General features: G+C 70.3%; 15 protein-coding genes. 5 read left to right on the top strand and 10 right to left on the bottom strand.

The window, feature by feature from the left end; genetic code table 11:
- Positions 1–59: 59 nt before the first annotated feature.
- The 6 genes from hflX to miaA all read right to left on the bottom strand — a co-directional run bounded on the left by hflX (position 60) and on the right by miaA (position 7,927).
- Positions 60–1,550, bottom strand: coding sequence for a GTPase HflX (gene hflX / locus ACWGH4_RS15540; protein ID WP_453460516.1), 1,491 nt, complete (start codon positions 1,548–1,550; stop codon positions 60–62).
- 167 nt (positions 1,551–1,717) lie between these two features.
- Entirely contained in the window at positions 1,718–3,205 is a 1,488-nt protein-coding gene (locus tag ACWGH4_RS15535) for a M1 family metallopeptidase (protein ID WP_453460513.1), read from the bottom strand.
- 76 nt (positions 3,206–3,281) lie between these two features.
- Positions 3,282–5,360, bottom strand: coding sequence for a RelA/SpoT family protein (locus ACWGH4_RS15530; protein ID WP_453460510.1), 2,079 nt, complete (start codon positions 5,358–5,360; stop codon positions 3,282–3,284).
- A gap of 138 nt (positions 5,361–5,498) precedes the next feature.
- Complete coding sequence (gene dapF, locus ACWGH4_RS15525) at positions 5,499–6,407, bottom strand: diaminopimelate epimerase (protein ID WP_453460507.1); 909 nt, start codon at positions 6,405–6,407, stop codon at positions 5,499–5,501.
- 34 nt (positions 6,408–6,441) lie between these two features.
- Complete coding sequence (locus tag ACWGH4_RS15520; protein ID WP_453460519.1) at positions 6,442–6,882, bottom strand: hypothetical protein; 441 nt, start codon at positions 6,880–6,882, stop codon at positions 6,442–6,444.
- A gap of 106 nt (positions 6,883–6,988) precedes the next feature.
- Positions 6,989–7,927: a tRNA (adenosine(37)-N6)-dimethylallyltransferase MiaA gene (miaA, locus tag ACWGH4_RS15515; RefSeq protein ID WP_453460504.1), complete on the bottom strand. Its 939-nt coding sequence runs from the start codon at positions 7,925–7,927 to the stop codon at positions 6,989–6,991.
- 181 nt (positions 7,928–8,108) lie between these two features.
- Here miaA and ACWGH4_RS15510 point away from each other — a divergent pair, with 181 nt between their 5' ends.
- Complete coding sequence (locus ACWGH4_RS15510; RefSeq protein WP_453460501.1) at positions 8,109–8,462, top strand: hypothetical protein; 354 nt, start codon at positions 8,109–8,111, stop codon at positions 8,460–8,462.
- A 25-nt stretch (positions 8,463–8,487) separates the two neighbouring features.
- Positions 8,488–8,727, top strand: coding sequence for an antitoxin (locus ACWGH4_RS15505; protein ID WP_453460498.1), 240 nt, complete (start codon positions 8,488–8,490; stop codon positions 8,725–8,727).
- 181 nt (positions 8,728–8,908) lie between these two features.
- Here the strand turns inward: ACWGH4_RS15505 and ACWGH4_RS15500 are convergent, their stop codons facing one another.
- Both ACWGH4_RS15500 and miaB read right to left on the bottom strand, forming a co-directional pair.
- Positions 8,909–9,622 (bottom strand): class III extradiol dioxygenase subunit B-like domain-containing protein, encoded by a 714-nt coding sequence (locus tag ACWGH4_RS15500; protein WP_453460495.1) that lies wholly within the window; start codon positions 9,620–9,622, stop codon positions 8,909–8,911.
- 111 nt (positions 9,623–9,733) lie between these two features.
- Positions 9,734–11,221: a tRNA (N6-isopentenyl adenosine(37)-C2)-methylthiotransferase MiaB gene (gene miaB, locus ACWGH4_RS15495; RefSeq protein WP_453460492.1), complete on the bottom strand. Its 1,488-nt coding sequence runs from the start codon at positions 11,219–11,221 to the stop codon at positions 9,734–9,736.
- Between the two features lie 98 nt (positions 11,222–11,319).
- On the opposite strand from miaB, the gene ACWGH4_RS15490 reads away from it, so the two are divergent.
- Positions 11,320–12,327, top strand: a complete 1,008-nt coding sequence (locus ACWGH4_RS15490) for a TAXI family TRAP transporter solute-binding subunit (protein ID WP_441266685.1) — start codon at positions 11,320–11,322, stop codon at positions 12,325–12,327.
- Between the two features lie 81 nt (positions 12,328–12,408).
- On the opposite strand, the gene ACWGH4_RS15485 is transcribed toward ACWGH4_RS15490, so the two are convergent.
- Together ACWGH4_RS15485 and ACWGH4_RS15480 are read right to left on the bottom strand one after the other, a co-directional pair.
- The gene (locus ACWGH4_RS15485; protein ID WP_453460488.1) at positions 12,409–13,806 is read right to left on the bottom strand and encodes a sensor histidine kinase; all 1,398 of its coding nucleotides are present in this window, start codon (positions 13,804–13,806) and stop codon (positions 12,409–12,411) included.
- A gap of 14 nt (positions 13,807–13,820) precedes the next feature.
- A complete protein-coding gene (locus ACWGH4_RS15480) occupies positions 13,821–14,528 on the bottom strand; it encodes a winged helix-turn-helix domain-containing protein (RefSeq protein WP_441266687.1) in 708 nt (235 codons plus the stop codon).
- 301 nt (positions 14,529–14,829) lie between these two features.
- Between ACWGH4_RS15480 and ACWGH4_RS15475 the strand changes: the two genes are divergently transcribed.
- Both ACWGH4_RS15475 and ACWGH4_RS15470 read left to right on the top strand, forming a co-directional pair.
- Positions 14,830–15,612 carry an amino acid ABC transporter ATP-binding protein gene (locus ACWGH4_RS15475; RefSeq protein ID WP_453460485.1) on the top strand — a complete coding sequence of 261 codons (783 nt, stop codon included), beginning with the start codon at positions 14,830–14,832 and terminating at the stop codon, positions 15,610–15,612.
- A 72-nt stretch (positions 15,613–15,684) separates the two neighbouring features.
- Positions 15,685–16,530 (top strand): glutamate ABC transporter substrate-binding protein, encoded by an 846-nt coding sequence (locus tag ACWGH4_RS15470; protein WP_453460482.1) that lies wholly within the window; start codon positions 15,685–15,687, stop codon positions 16,528–16,530.
- Positions 16,531–16,562: the final 32 nt, after the last annotated feature.

Here is a 16,562-nt window from a genome sequence, read left to right as displayed (position 1 = left end):
CGTCGGGGGCGGGCCTTCGTGTACGTCCGGGACCGGTCGTCCCGTATGTCAGGGCCGGATCAGTGCGCGGCAGGCACGAACGGAGACAGGGCCGCGGCCAGCTCCTCGTGCACCCGCGCCTTGAGCAGGGTGCCTTCCGTGGTGTGTTCCTCGGAGAGCACCTCACCGTCGGCGTGCACCCGCGAGACGAGCCCGCCCTCGGTGTAGGGCACGAGCGCCTCGATCTCGATCTGCGGCCTCGGCAGCTCGTCATCGATCAACTGCACCAGCTCGGCCATGCCCGCGCCGGTCCGCGCCGACACCGCGATCGCATGCCGCTCGATGCGCAGCAGCCGCTGCAGCACCAGCGGATCGGCCGCGTCCGCCTTGTTGATCACCACGATCTCGGGCACGTCGACCGCACCCACGTCGCGGATCACCTCGCGCACGGCTGCCAGCTGCTCCTCCGGTGCCGGATGCGATCCGTCGACCACGTGCAGGATCAGGTCGGAGTCCCCGACCTCTTCCATCGTGGAACGGAACGCCTCGACGAGGTGGTGCGGAAGGTGCCGTACGAAACCGACCGTGTCGGCCAGGGTGTAACCCCTGCCGCTCGGCGTCTCAGCCCGTCGGACGGTCGGGTCCAGCGTGGCGAACAGTGCGTTCTCCACCAGGACACCTGCGCCCGTGAGGCGGTTGAGCAGGGACGACTTGCCGGCGTTGGTGTAACCGGCGATGGCGACTGAAGGCACGCGGTTACGACGGCGCTCCTGACGCTTGACGTCACGTCCGGTCTTCATCTCCGCGATCTCACGGCGCATCTTCGCCATCTTCTCGCGGATCCGTCGCCGGTCCGTCTCGATCTTGGTCTCACCGGGACCACGCGTGGCCATGCCGCCACCGCCGCCGCCACCCATCTGCCGGGAGAGCGACTGGCCCCAGCCTCGGAGCCTGGGCAGCATGTACTGCATCTGCGCCAGGGCAACCTGCGCCTTACCCTCTCGGGACTTGGCGTGCTGGGCGAAGATGTCGAGGATCAGGGCGGTACGGTCGACCACCTTGACCTTGACGACGTCTTCGAGCTGGATCAGCTGGCCGGGGCTGAGCTCACCGTCGCAGACGACGGTGTCGGCACCGGACTCGAGGACGATGTCCCGCAGCTCCTGCGCCTTGCCCGAGCCGATGTATGTGGCAGGGTCCGGCTTGTCACGGCGCTGGAAGACGCCGTCTAGAACCAGCGCGCCGGCCGTCTCCGCGAGGGCCGCCAGCTCCGCGAGGGAGTTCTCGGCGTCCTGCATCGTTCCGGTGGTCCAGACACCGACCAGCACGACCCGCTCGAGGCGCAGCTGCCGGTACTCGACCTCTGTGACGTCTTCGAGCTCGGTGGAGAGGCCCGCCACACGCCGCAGCGCCGCACGCTCGGAGCGGTCGAACTGGTCGCCGTCCCGCTCGTTGTCGATCTCGTAGCTCCAGGCGACGTCCTCTTCCATCAGGGCATCGGCCCGAAGGCTCTCGGTGCGCGTCTCAGCCAAGCTCTGCTGTTCCTGGGAAGTGGATGAAGAGGAGGTCATTGGATCCTTACGTCGATGTGGGAGCCTCCCGACGGACGACCGCCGGAGTGCTCGGTTACAGATGACAACGCGTGACGGTCCCGGAAGATTCCCGTAGGATCCCGGCCCCGGCAGCGCCGCCGACCTGCCGATGGTCGCACGGGCGCGGCCGGAGCGTCACCCCGATTTCATTGAGCGCGCACTCCCCCCGCCGCCTTCGCCCGGCTGTCCCCCGCTGCCTTGCTTCGCCAATCCGGGTGCCCCGGCATCGGCGGAGTCTTCTTGCCGTACAGCCACGCCTGGAAGAACGCCGACAGGTCACGCCCCGCGACGGCCGATGCGAGCCGCGTGAAGTCCTCCGTGGTCGCGGTGGCGTCCCGGTGCTTCGTGACCCATCGGCGCTCCAGGCGCTCGAACGCGGCTGTGCCGATCTCCTGCCGCAGCGCGTACAGGACCAGCGCGCTGCCGTCGTACACGACGGGCCGGAAGAGACTCAGCTTCTGGCCCGGGGCGGGGGCGGCGGGCGCCGCGGGCGGCCCGCCGGCGGCCCGCCAGGCGTCGGAGCGCGCGTAGGCCTCACGCATCCGGGTCTCCAGCGGCATCTGGGCCTTCTCCTGCGCGTACAGCGCCTCGTACCAGCTGGCGTGTCCCTCGTTCAGCCACAGGTCCGACCAGGTGCGCGGCGTGACGCTGTTGCCGAACCACTGGTGGGCCAGTTCGTGGACCATGATCGAATCGACGTACCACTCGGGGAAGGCGTCCGAAGTGAAGAGGGAGCGCTCGAACAGCGACAGGGTCTGCGTCTCCAGCTGGAAGCCCGTGTCCGCGTCGGCGACCAGCACGCCGTACGTCTCGAAGGGATAGCGGCCGACCTTCTCCTCCATCCACTCCAGGTGGTCCGGCGTCTTCTTCAGCCAGCGCTCCAGCTTCTCGCGGTCGGCGGTGGGCACGACGTCGCGCACGGGCAGACCGTGCGGACCCTTCCGCTCGACGACCGTCGAGCGGCCGAGTGAGACCTGTGCCAGCTCGGTGGCCATGGGGTGACCGGTGCGGTAGACCCATGAGGTCTGCTTGTCGGTCGCTGCCCTGGCGACGCGGCGCCCGTTGGCGACCACCGTGATGTCCCGCGGCGCGGTGACGCGGAAGGTGAAGTACGCCTTGTCGGAGGGATGGTCGTTCGACGGGAAGACCCGGTGCGCGGCGTCCGCCTGGTTGGCCATCACCAGGCCGTCGCCGCTACGCACCCAGCCGCCGGCGTTCTTGGGGCCGCGCGGATCACTTGTGTGAGTCACCGTGATCTGCATCCGCGACCCCTCGGGGATGGTCGCGGGCGGGTCGATGACGAGGTCCTCGCCGGCGCCGGCGAAGTCGGCCGGGGTGTCGTTCACCATGACCGAGCGGACCTCACCGTGGGTGAAGTCGAGGTTGACGCGGTCGAGCCTCCGGGTCGACCAGGCGTCGATCTTCGTGACGGCGTCGAGGGGCTTGTCGTTACGGCCCTCGTAGGTGAGGGAGATGTCGTACTCGAGCACGTCGTAACCGGGGTTGCCCAGCTCGGGGAAGAGCCGGTCCCCGATGCCGAGCGGTTCCGGCGACGGCAGGGTGGCGGCGACGAGGGTGGCCGAGGCGGCGGCCAGCAGGGCGGCACGCAGACGGCGCCGGGAGGTGTGCAGCATGCCCTACCGCTACCAGCGCCCTCCGCAAGGACCGTGGCGGCACGCTACACACGGTGACGTGCCCACCCGAACGGGGTCAGGTGGTGGCCGCCGGATGCTGGGTCCGGCTGACGTCGTACACGCCCGGCACGTCCCGCATCGCCCGCATGAGCGCCGGAAGTCCGGCAGCGTCGGGGAGTTGAAGGGTGTACGTGTGCCTTACCCGCTGCTGCGTCGGCGGCTCCACCGTGGCCGAGACGATCGCGGCCCCCTCTCCCGCGATGACTTCCGTGAGGTCCGCGAGGAGGCGGGGACGGCCGAAGGACTCGGCGACCAGGGTGACCCGGCACTCGGCCGCGTCACCCCAGCGCACCGGCACCGGCTCGCGCCCCACGTCGGTCATCCGCGCCACGGCGGGGCACTCCTGCCGGTGGACGGTCACGGCTCCGCCGCGCACGGGGAAGCCGGTGACCGCGTCCGGCGGCACCGGTGTGCAGCAGCCGGCCAGCCGGACCGTCGCCTCGGGGAGGTCCACCACGGCGTTCACGGAGGCCGGCCGGCCGGCGGGCAGCGGGGCGGGCCGGCGGGGAACGGTGGAGGGCGCCGCGGCCCGATGCGGATGCGCGTCGAGCCAGCTGGTGATGGCGATGCGGGCGGCAGGGGTGCGGGCGTGGTCGAGCCACTGGGGCGAGGGGCCGGAGGCGCTGTCCTGCGCCAGCAGGACATGCACGGTGTCACCGTCGCCGAGGACCGTGCTGAGTGTCGCCAGCCGGCCGTTGACGCGCGCTCCGATGCAGGTGTGCGCCTTCTCGCCGTACTGCGCGTAGGCGGCGTCCACGCAGCTCGCGCCCGCCGGCAGCCCGAGGGCCCGGCCGTCGGCGCCGAAGACGGTGATCTCCCTGTCCTGCGCCAGATCGGCGCGCAGGGAGGTCCAGAAGGTGTCCGGGTCCGGGGTGGACTCCTGCCACTCCAGCAACCGCGAGAGCCAGCCCGGCCTGGTGGGGTCGGCCCGCTCGCCGTCCGCCGGCTCGGCCCCCTCGACCGGTACGTACGGGTTGCCCAGTGCGACCACACCGGCCTCCGCCACCTTGTGCATCTGATGCGTGCGGATGAGGACTTCGGCGACCGCGCCGTCGGGACCCGCGACGGCGGTGTGCAGGGACTGGTACAGGTTGAACTTGGGGGCCGCGATGAAGTCCTTGAACTCGGAGATCACCGGTGTGAAGCAGGTGTGCAGTTCACCGAGGACGGCGTAGCAGTCGGCGTCCTCCCCGACGAGGATCAGCAGTCGGCCGAAGTCCGTGCTGCGCAGTTGCGACCGCTTCAGGCAGACCCGGTGGACGGACACGAAGTGCCTCGGTCTGATGAGCACTTCGGCGCTGATGCCGGCCTCGCGCAACGCGGCACGGAAGTCGTCCGCGATGGCGGCGAGCGCGGTGCACGCGGTGGAGTTCTCCGCGATCAGCGCCCGGGTCCGCTCGTACTCCTCGGGGTGCAGGATCGCGAAGACCAGGTCTTCCAGTTCTGTCTTGAGGGCCTGCACACCGAGCCGTTCGGCGAGCGGGATCAGCACGTCGCGGGTGACCTTGGCGATGCGTGCCTGTTTCTCCGGCCGCATCACCCCGAGAGTGCGCATGTTGTGCAGCCGGTCGGCGAGTTTGATCGACATCACCCGGACGTCGTTGCCCGTCGCGACGAGCATCTTGCGGAAGGTCTCCGGCTCGGCCGCGGCGCCGTAGTCGACCTTCTCCAGTTTGGTGACGCCGTCGACGAGATAACCGACCTCGGCGCCGAACTCGGATCTCACCTGATCGAGTGTCACCTCGGTGTCCTCGACGGTGTCGTGGAGCAGGGAAGCGGTCAGCGTCGTTGTCTCCGCGCCCAGTTCGGCCAGGATCAACGTCACGGCGAGCGGGTGGGTGATGTAGGGCTCGCCGCTCTTGCGGAACTGCCCGCGGTGGGACGACTCCGCCAGTACGTACGCCTTGTGCAGTGTGGCGAGGTCGGCGCCGGGGTAGTGAGCCCGGTGCGCGTCCACGACATGGCCGATCGCGTCGGGGAGCCGGTCGCGACCGGTGGGTCCCAGCAGAGCGGCGCGGCCCAGCCTGCGCAGGTCGATCCTGGCACGGCCGCGCCTGCGGCTGTGGGCACCTGGGTTGGTGGCCTCTGCGCTCATGGGCACCTCCGGCAGCTTCGACCGGCGGTACGGAGAACTGGCATGCCTCCGGGCCGGTGCTTGATGCTACCGAGCCCACCACGTGGCGCAGTCCAGCTCTCGCCCAGCGTGAAACGGATCACCCATTCGAGCGAAGCCCTAGGCGGTCACGGTTTCGAGGAAGTCGGGGTCGATCACACCCTCGGCCACGATCACCGCGGCGCCGGTCATCTCGACCTCCCCGTCGGGCCGCTCGGTGATACGGAGCCGGCCGCCGGGCAGATCCACCGTGTACGTGACGGGAACGCCGGTGGCTGCCGGGTCCAGACCGTCGCGGCGCGCGGTGGCCACCGCGACGGCGCACGCGCCGGTGCCGCACGAGCGGGTCTCACCGGAGCCGCGCTCGTGGACGCGCATCGCCACATGACGCTCACCGCGGTCGACGACGAACTCCACGTTGACCCCGTCGGGGTAGACCGACGCCGGGGTGAACGGAGGCACTGCCAGCAGATCGCCCGCGTGGTCCAGCTCCTCGACGAAGGCGACCGCGTGCGGGTTGCCCATGTTCACGTTCCTCGCCGGCCAGCTGCGACCGCCGACGGACACGGTGACGCCGTCCTCGGGCAGCACGGCCCGGCCCATGGAGACCGTGATGTCGCCGCCGCCGCTCCCGGACACCGCCTTGGCGAGGTGGACCTTCTTGATCCCGCCGCGGGTCGCGACGGCGACGTCCCCGGCGTCGATGTGACCCGCGTACTGGAGATACCGGGCGAAGACCCGGACGCCGTTGCCGCACATCTCGGCGATGGAACCGTCCGCGTTGCGGTAGTCCATGAACCACTCGGCCTGGCCGGCCATGTGCCGGGCCTCCGGGTGGGCCGCCGAGCGCACCACGCGCAGCAGTCCGTCACCGCCGATGCCGGCCCGGCGGTCGCACAGCCGGGCGACGGCGGACGCGGGCAGATCCACGGTGTTGTCGGGGTCGGGGACGATCACGAAGTCGTTCTCGGTCCCGTGGCCCTTGAGGAAGGGGAGGGGCGACGTCTGCGAGGTGCTCACGTGCTCCATCGTACGAGGACGGTCCGACAGCGGCCGGAGCCGGTCACCTCAGTCGTGCCACACGCCACACGGCGAGTGCGACGAGCACCGCGGCGACGCCCACGTACAAAGCGATCACGCGCCAGTCGGGGCGCTCGCCCGAACCGCGCGACGGCAGGCCGGGCCAGGTGTGGCCGACACGGCGCGCCGCCATCACACCCCAGCCGGCGGCACAGCAGCTGAGCAGCAGCCCGAGCATGGCCACGACCGCTCCGCCGTCGCCCGTACCAAAAGCGAGCGGGAAGGCGAACATCAGCGAGCCGACGGCGGCAAGGACGACGATGGGTGCGAGCTGCCAGATCCTGAGCCGCCGCTGCGGACGCAGCTCGACCTCGACCTCGTCGGCGAGCACATCCTGCTCGTCGGGCCCGTCCGGGCTGAGACCGGACGCGCCTTCCGCCGCATCCCGTCGTTGCTGTTCCGTGTCGCGAGGGCCGGCCTCCATCGCCACGCGCCCTCCCAACTCGGACTCAACTGTCGATCGATGCTCGATGATGGCACGCTCCCAGGCGCCGGAATGACGGCCGGAGCGTCCCGATGCCATCACGTGATCAGGCTGTGACCGCTCGTTCGATCAACGCCAGCGCACGCTGCGGAAGTTCCGTCCTGTCGGCGGCGGCGCCGCTCAGCCAGTGCACCCTCGGGTCGCGCCGGAACCACGAGTCCTGGCGGCGCGCGAAGCGCTTGGTGGCGCGCACGGTCTCGTCGCGCGCCTCCTGTTCGGTGCACTCTCCGGCGAGAGCCGTCAGGACCTGCTGGTAGCCGAGCGCCCGCGAGGCCGTGCGGCCCTCCCTCAGTCCCTGCGCCTCGAGCGCGCGCACCTCGTCGACGAGGCCCGCCTCCCACATGCGGTCCACACGCACGGCGATGCGCTCGTCGAGCTCGGGCCGTGCGACGTCGACGCCGATCTGGACGGTGTCGTAGACGGCGTCGTGGCCGGGCAGGTTGGCCGTGAAGGGCTTACCCGTGATCTCGATGACCTCGAGGGCCCTGACGATCCGGCGGCCGTTGCTCGGGAGGATCGCCCGGCCCGCCCCCGGGTCGGCCGCGGCCAGCCTGGCGTGCAGGGCGCCGGGTCCGCGCACCGTCAGCTCCTCCTCCAGGCGCGCCCGCACCGTCGGGTCGGTGCCGGGGAACTCGAGGGCGTCGATCGCACCGCGCACATACAGCCCGGACCCTCCGACGAGTACCGGGGTGCGGCCCTCGGCGAGCAGCCGGTCGATCTCCGCCCTCGCCAGCGTCTGGTACTCGGCGACGCTCGCCGTCCGGGTGACGTCCCAGATGTCGAGGAGCCGGTGCGGCACTCCGCCCTGTTCTTCGGGCGTCAGCTTGGCGGTGCCGATGTCCATCCCCTGATAGAGCTGCATGGAATCCGCGTTGACGACCTCGCCGTTCAGTTGCCGGGCGAGGAACACCCCCAGATCGGACTTTCCGGCTGCGGTGGGACCGACGACGGCGATGACCCGCGGGGCGGGAGCTGCACTTCTCACCGCCCCAGTCTCGCAAACCTGGTGCGTGTCCCCGAACGAGCGAGGTGACGGCGGCGACTCGGGGTCGTTGCCTGTTGCGAGGTTCCCGACGCCGGTTTCCGGACCGGCGCCCGCGCGTGACGCAAGACGGCGCTCCGGGCGGCGCAGAACTTCGCCCGCACGAGTAGGGTATGGAGTAGATATGGGTGTTTTCTCATGGTTTCGCGGTAAGCCCGCAGCGGCCGTGGAGGCGTCGGCACCGGAGGCAGTCGTCGGAGCTCCCGCCGAGGAGTCCGTGGAGTCCGGCCGGTCCGAGGTGAGCGACGGCACGGCCGAGGCCCCGGCTGTGCCGGAGCCGGCGGAAGAGGCGGCTCCGGCCGCCGGCGCCGTCGAGGCCACCGGATCCACCGATACGGCCGGATCCACCGATACCGCCGCCGAAACCGCGGTACCTCCCCACGACGGAGGCGCCGCGGCCGGGGCAGTGGAGATCCCGAGGCAGCAATCGGCCGGGGATGCGGCGGACAGCGAGGCCGGCGAAGGCGCCCGCACGTAGCAGCCGCGACGAGGGAAGGTGCCCCATGGGCTTCCTGGACAACCTGAAGACCAAGCTCGGACCCGCGAAGGACAAGGTCTCCGGCCTTGCCGAGCAGCACGAGGGCAGGATCGGGCAGACGCTGGAGAAAGCCGCCAAGAAGGTCGACGACAAGACCAAGGGCAAGTACAGCAACAAGATCGAGTCGGGTACCGGGAAGGCGAAGCAGGCCCTCGGCCGCATCGCGCACAAGGACGACCGCGGGACGACACCGCCGGCCGCCTGAAGGGCACCGGACCGGTTCGGCCGGAGGGCGGCGGTGGGGCACGGGCTCCACCGCCGCCTTCCCGCGTCCGGAGTTCTCTTCCCGGTGATCCCCCGGCTCCAGGTGCTCTCGTTGGATCATGCCGGGCTCGCTGGCCCTGGCGCTCACTACCCGTAGCTCTGCGGGCACGGGGGAGGTGCCCCTAGGCCTGGGACCAGGCCGCGACGAAGTAGCCGACACCGTACGGATCACTCTCGTGGAGCAGCCGGCCCGTGAGCCCCGCGCCCTGTGCGGCTCCGGCGAGGACCTGCCACGGCGCGCGGCCCGACACCTTGAGCTCGCGGGCCAGCGACTCGTCGAGCTCTCTGAGCCCTTCGATGTCGGCGGCGCCGAGCGCGTCGGCGGCCCGCCGGTCGAAATCCGCGGCCCTCTCGTCGAGGTAGCCGGGCGCCTTCAGCGTGCGGCAGGCGCTGCCGTCGCCCATCACGAGAAGCGCGACCCGCCCGGCACGCGCGGCGAGTTCTTTTCCGGCCGTCATGCACCGGTGCCCGTCCAGGGGTTCGCCGACACCGAGGCCTTCGACCGGAGCGGCCGTCCAGCCGTCGCGGGCGAGAAGCCAGGCACCGACGGACAGCGAAGGCGGCAGTGTCCGTTCCTGCCGGGGGCCGTCGCCGAGCCGGACGTCGAGTTCCACGCCGAACTCCCGGAAGGAGCCGGTGGCGCCCGCGGCGTGCGGTCCGCGCCGATCGTGCGCCGCGGGTCCGACCACGATCAGCAGGTCCGGTTCCGCGGCGGCGAGAACTGCCGCGGCGTCGGCGCACGCGGCGCGCGTCGCGTCCAGTTCGGGCGCGGCCCCGGAGGCGACCTCGGGGACGAGGAGCGGCGGGCACGGACACACGGCAGCGGCTACGAGCATGATCCGCAGCCTAGTCGGCGTGGTGGGCGAGGCGGGCACCTGCCGGGCCCCGGCGGCCGGGCCGGTCCCGGCCGCCGTCCGGCGGGGCCGTGGCCGACCGGGGCGGCGTCGTCAGCCCGCCGCGCAACCGCCCGTCACCGGCGGCAGCGGCGCGGGGACGCCCAGCGAGGGCAGCCCCAGCATCACACCGGCCGGCTTCGCGGTCTCGGCCCCGTTGCGCTTCTCCCACGCGTCTCCCGCGCGGGTGCGGCGCACCGATGTCACCGCACCCTCCGCCAGGAGGTGGTGCGGGGCGGCGTAGGTGATCTCGACGGTGACCACGTCGCCGGGGCGCACTTCGGCGTCCGGCTTGGTGAAGTGGACGAGGCGGTTGTCGGGGGCCCTGCCGGAGAGGCGGTGGGTGGCCCCGTCCTTGCGGCCTTCGCCTTCGGCGACCATCACCTCGAGTGTGCGGCCGACCTGCTTCTTGTTCTCGTCCCAGGAGATCTCCTCCTGGAGGGCGACCAGACGCATGTACCGCTCCTGGACGACCTCCTTGGGGATCTGCCCCTCCATGGTCGCCGCCGGGGTCCCGGGGCGCTTGGAGTACTGGAAGGTGAAGGCGTTCGCGAAGCGGGCCTCGCGCACGGTGTGCAGGGTCTGCTCGAAGTCCTCCTCGGTCTCGCCCGGGAAGCCCACGATGATGTCGGTGGAGATGGCGGCGTGCGGAATGGCCGCCCGCACCTTCTCGATGATCCCGAGGAAGCGCTCCTGCCGGTACGAGCGGCGCATCGCCTTGAGGATCGTGTCCGAGCCCGACTGCAGCGGCATGTGGAGCTGCGGCATGACGTTCGGTGTCTCGGCCATGGCGGCGATCACGTCGTCCGTGAAGTCGCGCGGGTGGGGCGAGGTGAACCGGACCCGCTCGAGGCCCTCGATGTTCCCGCAGGCACGCAGCAGCTTGCTGAAGGCCTCGCGGTCGCCGATGTCGGACCCGTACGCGTTGACGTTCTGGCCGAGCAGGGTGATCTCGCTGACACCTTCTGAGACGAGTGCCTCGATCTCGGCGAGGATGTCGCCGGGCCGGCGGTCCTTCTCCTTGCCGCGCAGCGCGGGCACGATGCAGAAGGTGCAGGTGTTGTTGCAGCCCACGGAGATCGAGACCCACGCCGCGTACGCCGACTCACGACGCGTCGGCAGCGTCGAGGGGAACGCCTCGAGCGATTCCGCGATCTCGACCTGCGCCTCTTCCTGGACACGGGCGCGCTCGAGGAGCACCGGAAGCTTTCCGATGTTGTGCGTACCGAAGACGACATCGACCCACGGCGCCTTGGTGACGATGGTGTCGCGGTCCTTCTGCGCCAGGCAGCCGCCCACGGCGATCTGCATCCCGGGGCGCCGCGACTTCATCGGGGCGAGCCGGCCGAGATTGCCGTAGAGCTTGTTGTCCGCGTTCTCCCGCACCGCGCAGGTGTTGAAGACGACGACATCGGCGTCACCGTCGGCGCCTTCGGGCGCGCGTACGTATCCCGCGTCCTCCAGCAGGCCCGACAGCCGCTCGGAGTCGTGGACGTTCATCTGGCACCCGTAGGTGCGCACCTCGTAAGTTTTCGCACTCATCGCGCCCACCAGGGTACGGGGTCGCACCGACAGTGTGACCCCTCCTCCGGCAAGGCCGGGCCTGGCCATCACAAGGAGTGAGCTGGCAGGATCGCGCCATGCTCCCGGCACTTCCCGTCCTCTCCCGCCTCGGCCGCCGCCGCGCCCTTCAAGGCGCCGCCGCGGCCCTGGTGGTCCTCGGGCTGCTGCTGTGGTGGCTGCTGCCGCTCGGCCAGTCGTCGCCGAGCGGGAAGCTGACACTGAGCACGGGGTCGCACAGCGGTGTCTACCAGCGCTACGGCGTGCTGCTGAAGGACGCGCTGGCCCGCGACATGCCGGACGTGGCGATAGACCTGCGGACCAGCGAAGGGTCCCAGCAGAACCTGGAGCGGGTGGCGTCCGGGGAGGCCGACTTCACCATCGCCACCGCCGACGCCGTCGCGAAGTACAAGCGGGAAGGGCTGCCGGGCGCCACCCGGCTGCGGGGCTGCGCCCGACTGTACGACGACTACGTCCAGCTCGTCGTGCCCCGGGACTCCAACGTCAAGTCGGTGGCCGACCTGCGCGGCAAGGTGGTCGGCGTCGGACAGGACGGCTCGGGGATCCGGCTGGTCGCCGACCGGCTGATGAAGGCCGCCGGGATCGATCCCGCACAGGACATCACCGCACTCCCCTCGGGCATCGACGTGGCCCCGGGCCAGTTGGAGAAGGGCCGCATCGACGCGTTCTTCTGGTCCGGCGGACTACCCACCAACACGGTGCAGCAACTGTCGGAGCGCTTCCCGGTCCGGCTGGTCGCCCTGGAGCCGGAACTGGTCGCGAAACTCCACGCGTCGGGCGATCCGACCAGCTACTACCGCTCCGCGGTGATGCCGGCCGACGCCTACCCGCAGGCCCAGGGCGGACTTCCCGTCGAGACCGTCGCGGTGGCCAACCTGCTGGTCACCACCGACCGGATGAGCTCGGCGCAGACGGAGGGCTTCACCCGCACGGTGATCAGGAGCCGGGACCGCATCGGCAACACCGTGCACCCCGCCCAGCTGGTCGACCTGCGGACGGCCGTCTACACGGACCCGCTGCCGCTGCACGAAGGCGCGCGGCGCTACTACCGCTCGGTCAAGCCGTAACGGCGGCGCCGGGAACCCGCCCGCTTCCAGCAATTCCGACCGGTGGTCCCACGCCCGCTTCCAGCAGTTCGACCGGTGGTCTCAGGCGTCCTTCGCGTGGGTCCGCGGCAGCGTGAGCGTCACCTTCAGGCCGTGGGGCTCGTGGTGCGCGTACGCGATGGACCCGCCGCCCGCCGCCAGCAACGCCCTCGAGATGGACAGGCCGAGGCCGGAACCCTTCACGTTCTGGTGACGGCCGCTGCGCCAGAAGCGGTCCCCGATCCGGGAGAGCTCCTCGTCGGTCAGGCCCGGGCCGCGGTCGGCGATCAGGATGGTCGAGGTGCTGCCCTGCGCCGCGACCTCGACGGTGACCTCCTCGCCCTGCGAGGTGAACTTCAGGGCGTTGTCGATCACCGCGTCCAGTGCGCTGGAGAGCGCCACCGGGTCCGCCCAGGCGGTGACCGCGGCGGTCTCGTAAGACAGCACCACCCGCTTCTCGTCGGCCAGTGGCCGCCAGGCCGCCACCCGCTCGGCCGTCAGCTCGCCGATGTCGGTGAGCTGGAGCTCCGCGGAGGCGTGTTCGGCGAGCGCGAGGTCCAGCAGGTCGTCGAGGACCTGGGCGAGGCGTTTGCCCTCGGTGCGGACGGAGGCGATCTCGGCATTACCCTCGGGCAGTTCGAGGGCGAGCAGTTCGATGCGCAGCAGGAGGGCGGCGAGCGGGTTGCGCAGCTGGTGCGAGGCGTCCGCGACGAAGGCCCGCTGCTGTTCGAGGACTTCCTCGACGTTGTCGGCCATCTCGTTGAACGAGCGCGCCAGCCGTCTGAGTTCCGGCGGCCCCCCGGCGGCAGCGACCCGCGAGTTCATCCGGCCGGTCGCGATGTCGTGGGTGGCGGCGTCCAGGATCCGTACGGGCCGCAGTACCCACCCCGTGAGCCGGAAGGCCGCGCCGACGGCGACGAGCATCGCGGCGGCCTCTCCGGCGACGATCAGCAGCCAGCCGCGCAGGACCCGCGACCGGAGCTGGTCGGTGGGCGAGTCGGTGAACACGACGGCGACGACGTCCCCGTCCCGTACGACGGGCGAGGCGACGACGAGCCGTTCGCCTCGCTGCCAGGGCCACACCTGCGGGGGGTCGTCGCTCCGCCGGCCGGTGAGCGCCTCCTGGAACGCCTCGCGGCCCTCCCCCTCGCCCGGCACGTACCAGTCGTGAGGGGCGCGGGCCATGGAGTCGCCGCTGCGGTAGAAGACGCCCGCCTTGATCCCGTACGTGTCGTGGTACCGGTCGAGCTGCTCCTGCAGCGTGGAGCGGCGCTCGTCCGGGGTGGAGCCCTGATCGGTGACGAACTGGGCCAGCGCCGCGAAGCGCACAGTGTCGTCGATCCGGTCGACGACGACGCCCTGCTGCTGCGCGGCCGCGACGCTCACCGCGAGCGGAAAGCCGAGCGCCAGCAGCACACCGGCCATGAGCACGATGAGGAGCGGAAGAAGTCGGGTACGCACCGGGGCGAGGGACCTTACGCCCCGGCGGGCGCGACGAGCCGGTAGCCGACACCCCGCACGGTCTCGATCAGGGCCGGCATCCGGAGCTTCGACCGCAGCGATGCCACATGCACCTCGAGCGTGCGGCCGGTCCCCTCCCAGCTGGTCCGCCACACCTCGCTGATGATCTGCTCACGCCGGAAGACCACTCCCGGGCGCTGGGCGAGCAGCGCCAGCAGGTCGAACTCCTTGCGCGTGAGCTGCACGTCCGCCCCGTCGACACTGACCCTGCGGGTGGGCAGCTCGATGGTGACCGGCCCGAGCCGCAGCGCCTCGTCGGAGGCGGGCGCACCGGTGTCGTCGCCGGCGGTGGTGCGCCGGCTGACCGCGTGGATCCGGGCGAGCAGCTCCCCCGTGTCGTACGGCTTGACCACGTAGTCGTCGGCGCCGAGGTTGAGTCCGTGGATCCGGGAGCGGACGTCCGAGCGCGCGGTCACCATGATCACGGGCGTGGACGTGAGCTTCCTGAGCTTGCCGCACACCTGGTAGCCGTCCTGATCGGGCAGGCCGAGGTCCAGGAGGACGACGCCGAAGGGCGGCTTGTCCGGGGCGGTGGCGGGCAGGACGGCGCGGAGGGCTTCCTCGCCGTTGCGGGCGTGGACCACCTCGAAGCCGTGCCTCGCGAGCACCGCCGACAGGGCGGCGGCGACATGGTCGTCGTCCTCGACGAGCAGCAGTCTCATGGCCCCCCTCCGGTCGTGTGGTGTTCGTGGCGCGGTCGTGTGGTGTTGGTCGTGCGGTGTTGTACGAATGGTTCGCGACACACCACAGGGCATCAACGCGGATGTCACGCCGCACAGTCAAGAGGCTTCCGGGTGCCGAACGGTTCCGTTATCCACCCGGTATCGCAGTGGACCACCCTGTTCACGCATAGTGTCCGGTTGAGGCCGGATCGTTATGCTCAATTTCCCCTCAGATGTAATGACGCTGGTCGCAGTGCGTGACTAAGGTCCTCCCAACCGAGGAGGACGGAGCAAGAAGCCGATGAGCGGAGTGTCAGTGACCAAGGACGCCGAGGACGCGGTGCCCACGGCCGAACTGGTCGTGCTGAGCAACGTGAACAAGCACTTCGGCGCGCTGCATGTGCTCCAGGACATCGACCTGACCATCGCCAGGGGCGAGGTCGTGGTCGTCATCGGACCCTCCGGGTCCGGAAAGTCCACGTTGTGCCGCACCATCAACCGCCTGGAGACGATCGACTCCGGCGCGATCTCGATCGACGGCAAGCCGCTGCCGCACGAGGGCAAGGAGCTCGCCCGGCTGCGCGCCGACGTGGGCATGGTCTTCCAGTCGTTCAATCTCTTCGCGCACAAGACCGTGCTGGAGAACGTGACGCTGGGCCAGATCAAGGTACGCAAGGCCGACAAGAAGGCCGCGGAGACCAAGGCGCGGGCCCTGCTGGACCGCGTGGGTGTCGGTGCGCAGGCCGACAAGTACCCGGCGCAGCTCTCCGGTGGCCAGCAGCAGCGTGTGGCGATCGCGCGTGCGCTGGCGATGGACCCGAAGGTGATGCTCTTCGACGAGCCGACGTCGGCGCTCGACCCCGAGATGATCAACGAGGTCCTCGAGGTCATGCAGCAGCTGGCACGTGACGGGATGACAATGGTGGTCGTCACGCATGAGATGGGCTTCGCCCGTTCGGCCGCGAACCGGGTCGTGTTCATGGCCGACGGCAAGATCGTGGAAGAGGCATCGCCCGAGGAATTCTTCAGCAACCCGCGCAGCGACCGGGCCAAGGACTTCCTGTCGAAGATCCTTCACCACTGAGTCCTGGATCAGCTGATCCAGGACATCGCGTCTGTTCCAATACCTCGCGTCAATTCTAGGGAAGTCACCATCATGAAGCTTCGTAAGGTCACCGCCGCTTCGGCCACCGTCCTCGCTCTCGCCCTGTCCGCAACTGCCTGCGGCTCCGACAGCGGGAAGGACAGCGGCAGCGGCTCCGGCGATGGCGGCGGCAAGAAGATCACGGTCGGCATCAAGTACGACCAGCCGGGCCTCGGCCTGAAGACCCCGGACGGGTTCACCGGCTTCGACGTCGATGTCGCCACGTACGTCGCCAAGGAGCTCGGCTACGCCGAGGGCGACATCGAGTTCAAGGAGACGAAGAGCGCCGACCGCGAGACCGCGCTGGCCCGTGGCGACGTGGACTTCATCGCCGCCACGTACTCGATCACGGACGAGCGCAAGCAGAAGGTCGACTTCGCCGGTCCGTACCTCCTCGCCCACCAGGACCTGCTGATCCGTGCCGATGACAACGTCACCAAGGGCGAGGACCTCAACGGCAAGAAGCTCTGCTCGGTCGTCGGCTCCACGTCCGCGCAGAACGTGAAGAAGGACTTCGCCCCGAAGGCCCAGCTGCAGCAGGTCGGCACGTACTCGGAGTGCCTCAACGGACTCCAGAGCGGCGCCGTCGACGCGCTGACCACGGACGACTCGATCCTGGCCGGCTACGCCTCGCAGGACCAGTACAAGGGCAAGTTCAAGCTCGCCGGCCTGAAGCTGAGCAACGAGAACTACGGCATCGGCGTCAAGAAGGGCGACAAGGCGATGGTCGACAAGATCAACGCCGCCCTCGAGAAGATGGTCAAGGAGAAGGCCTGGGAGAAGGCCGTGACCGACAACTTCGGCCCGGCCAACTACAAGAACGAGCCCGCCCCGGAAATCGGCAACATCGTCAAGTGAAGCTGGGCTGACACGGCGCGCCGCCCTTGAAG

It is taken from the genome of Streptomyces sp. NPDC054847 (genome assembly GCF_053610925.1).
This window is presented reverse-complemented; position numbering and strand designations above follow the sequence as displayed.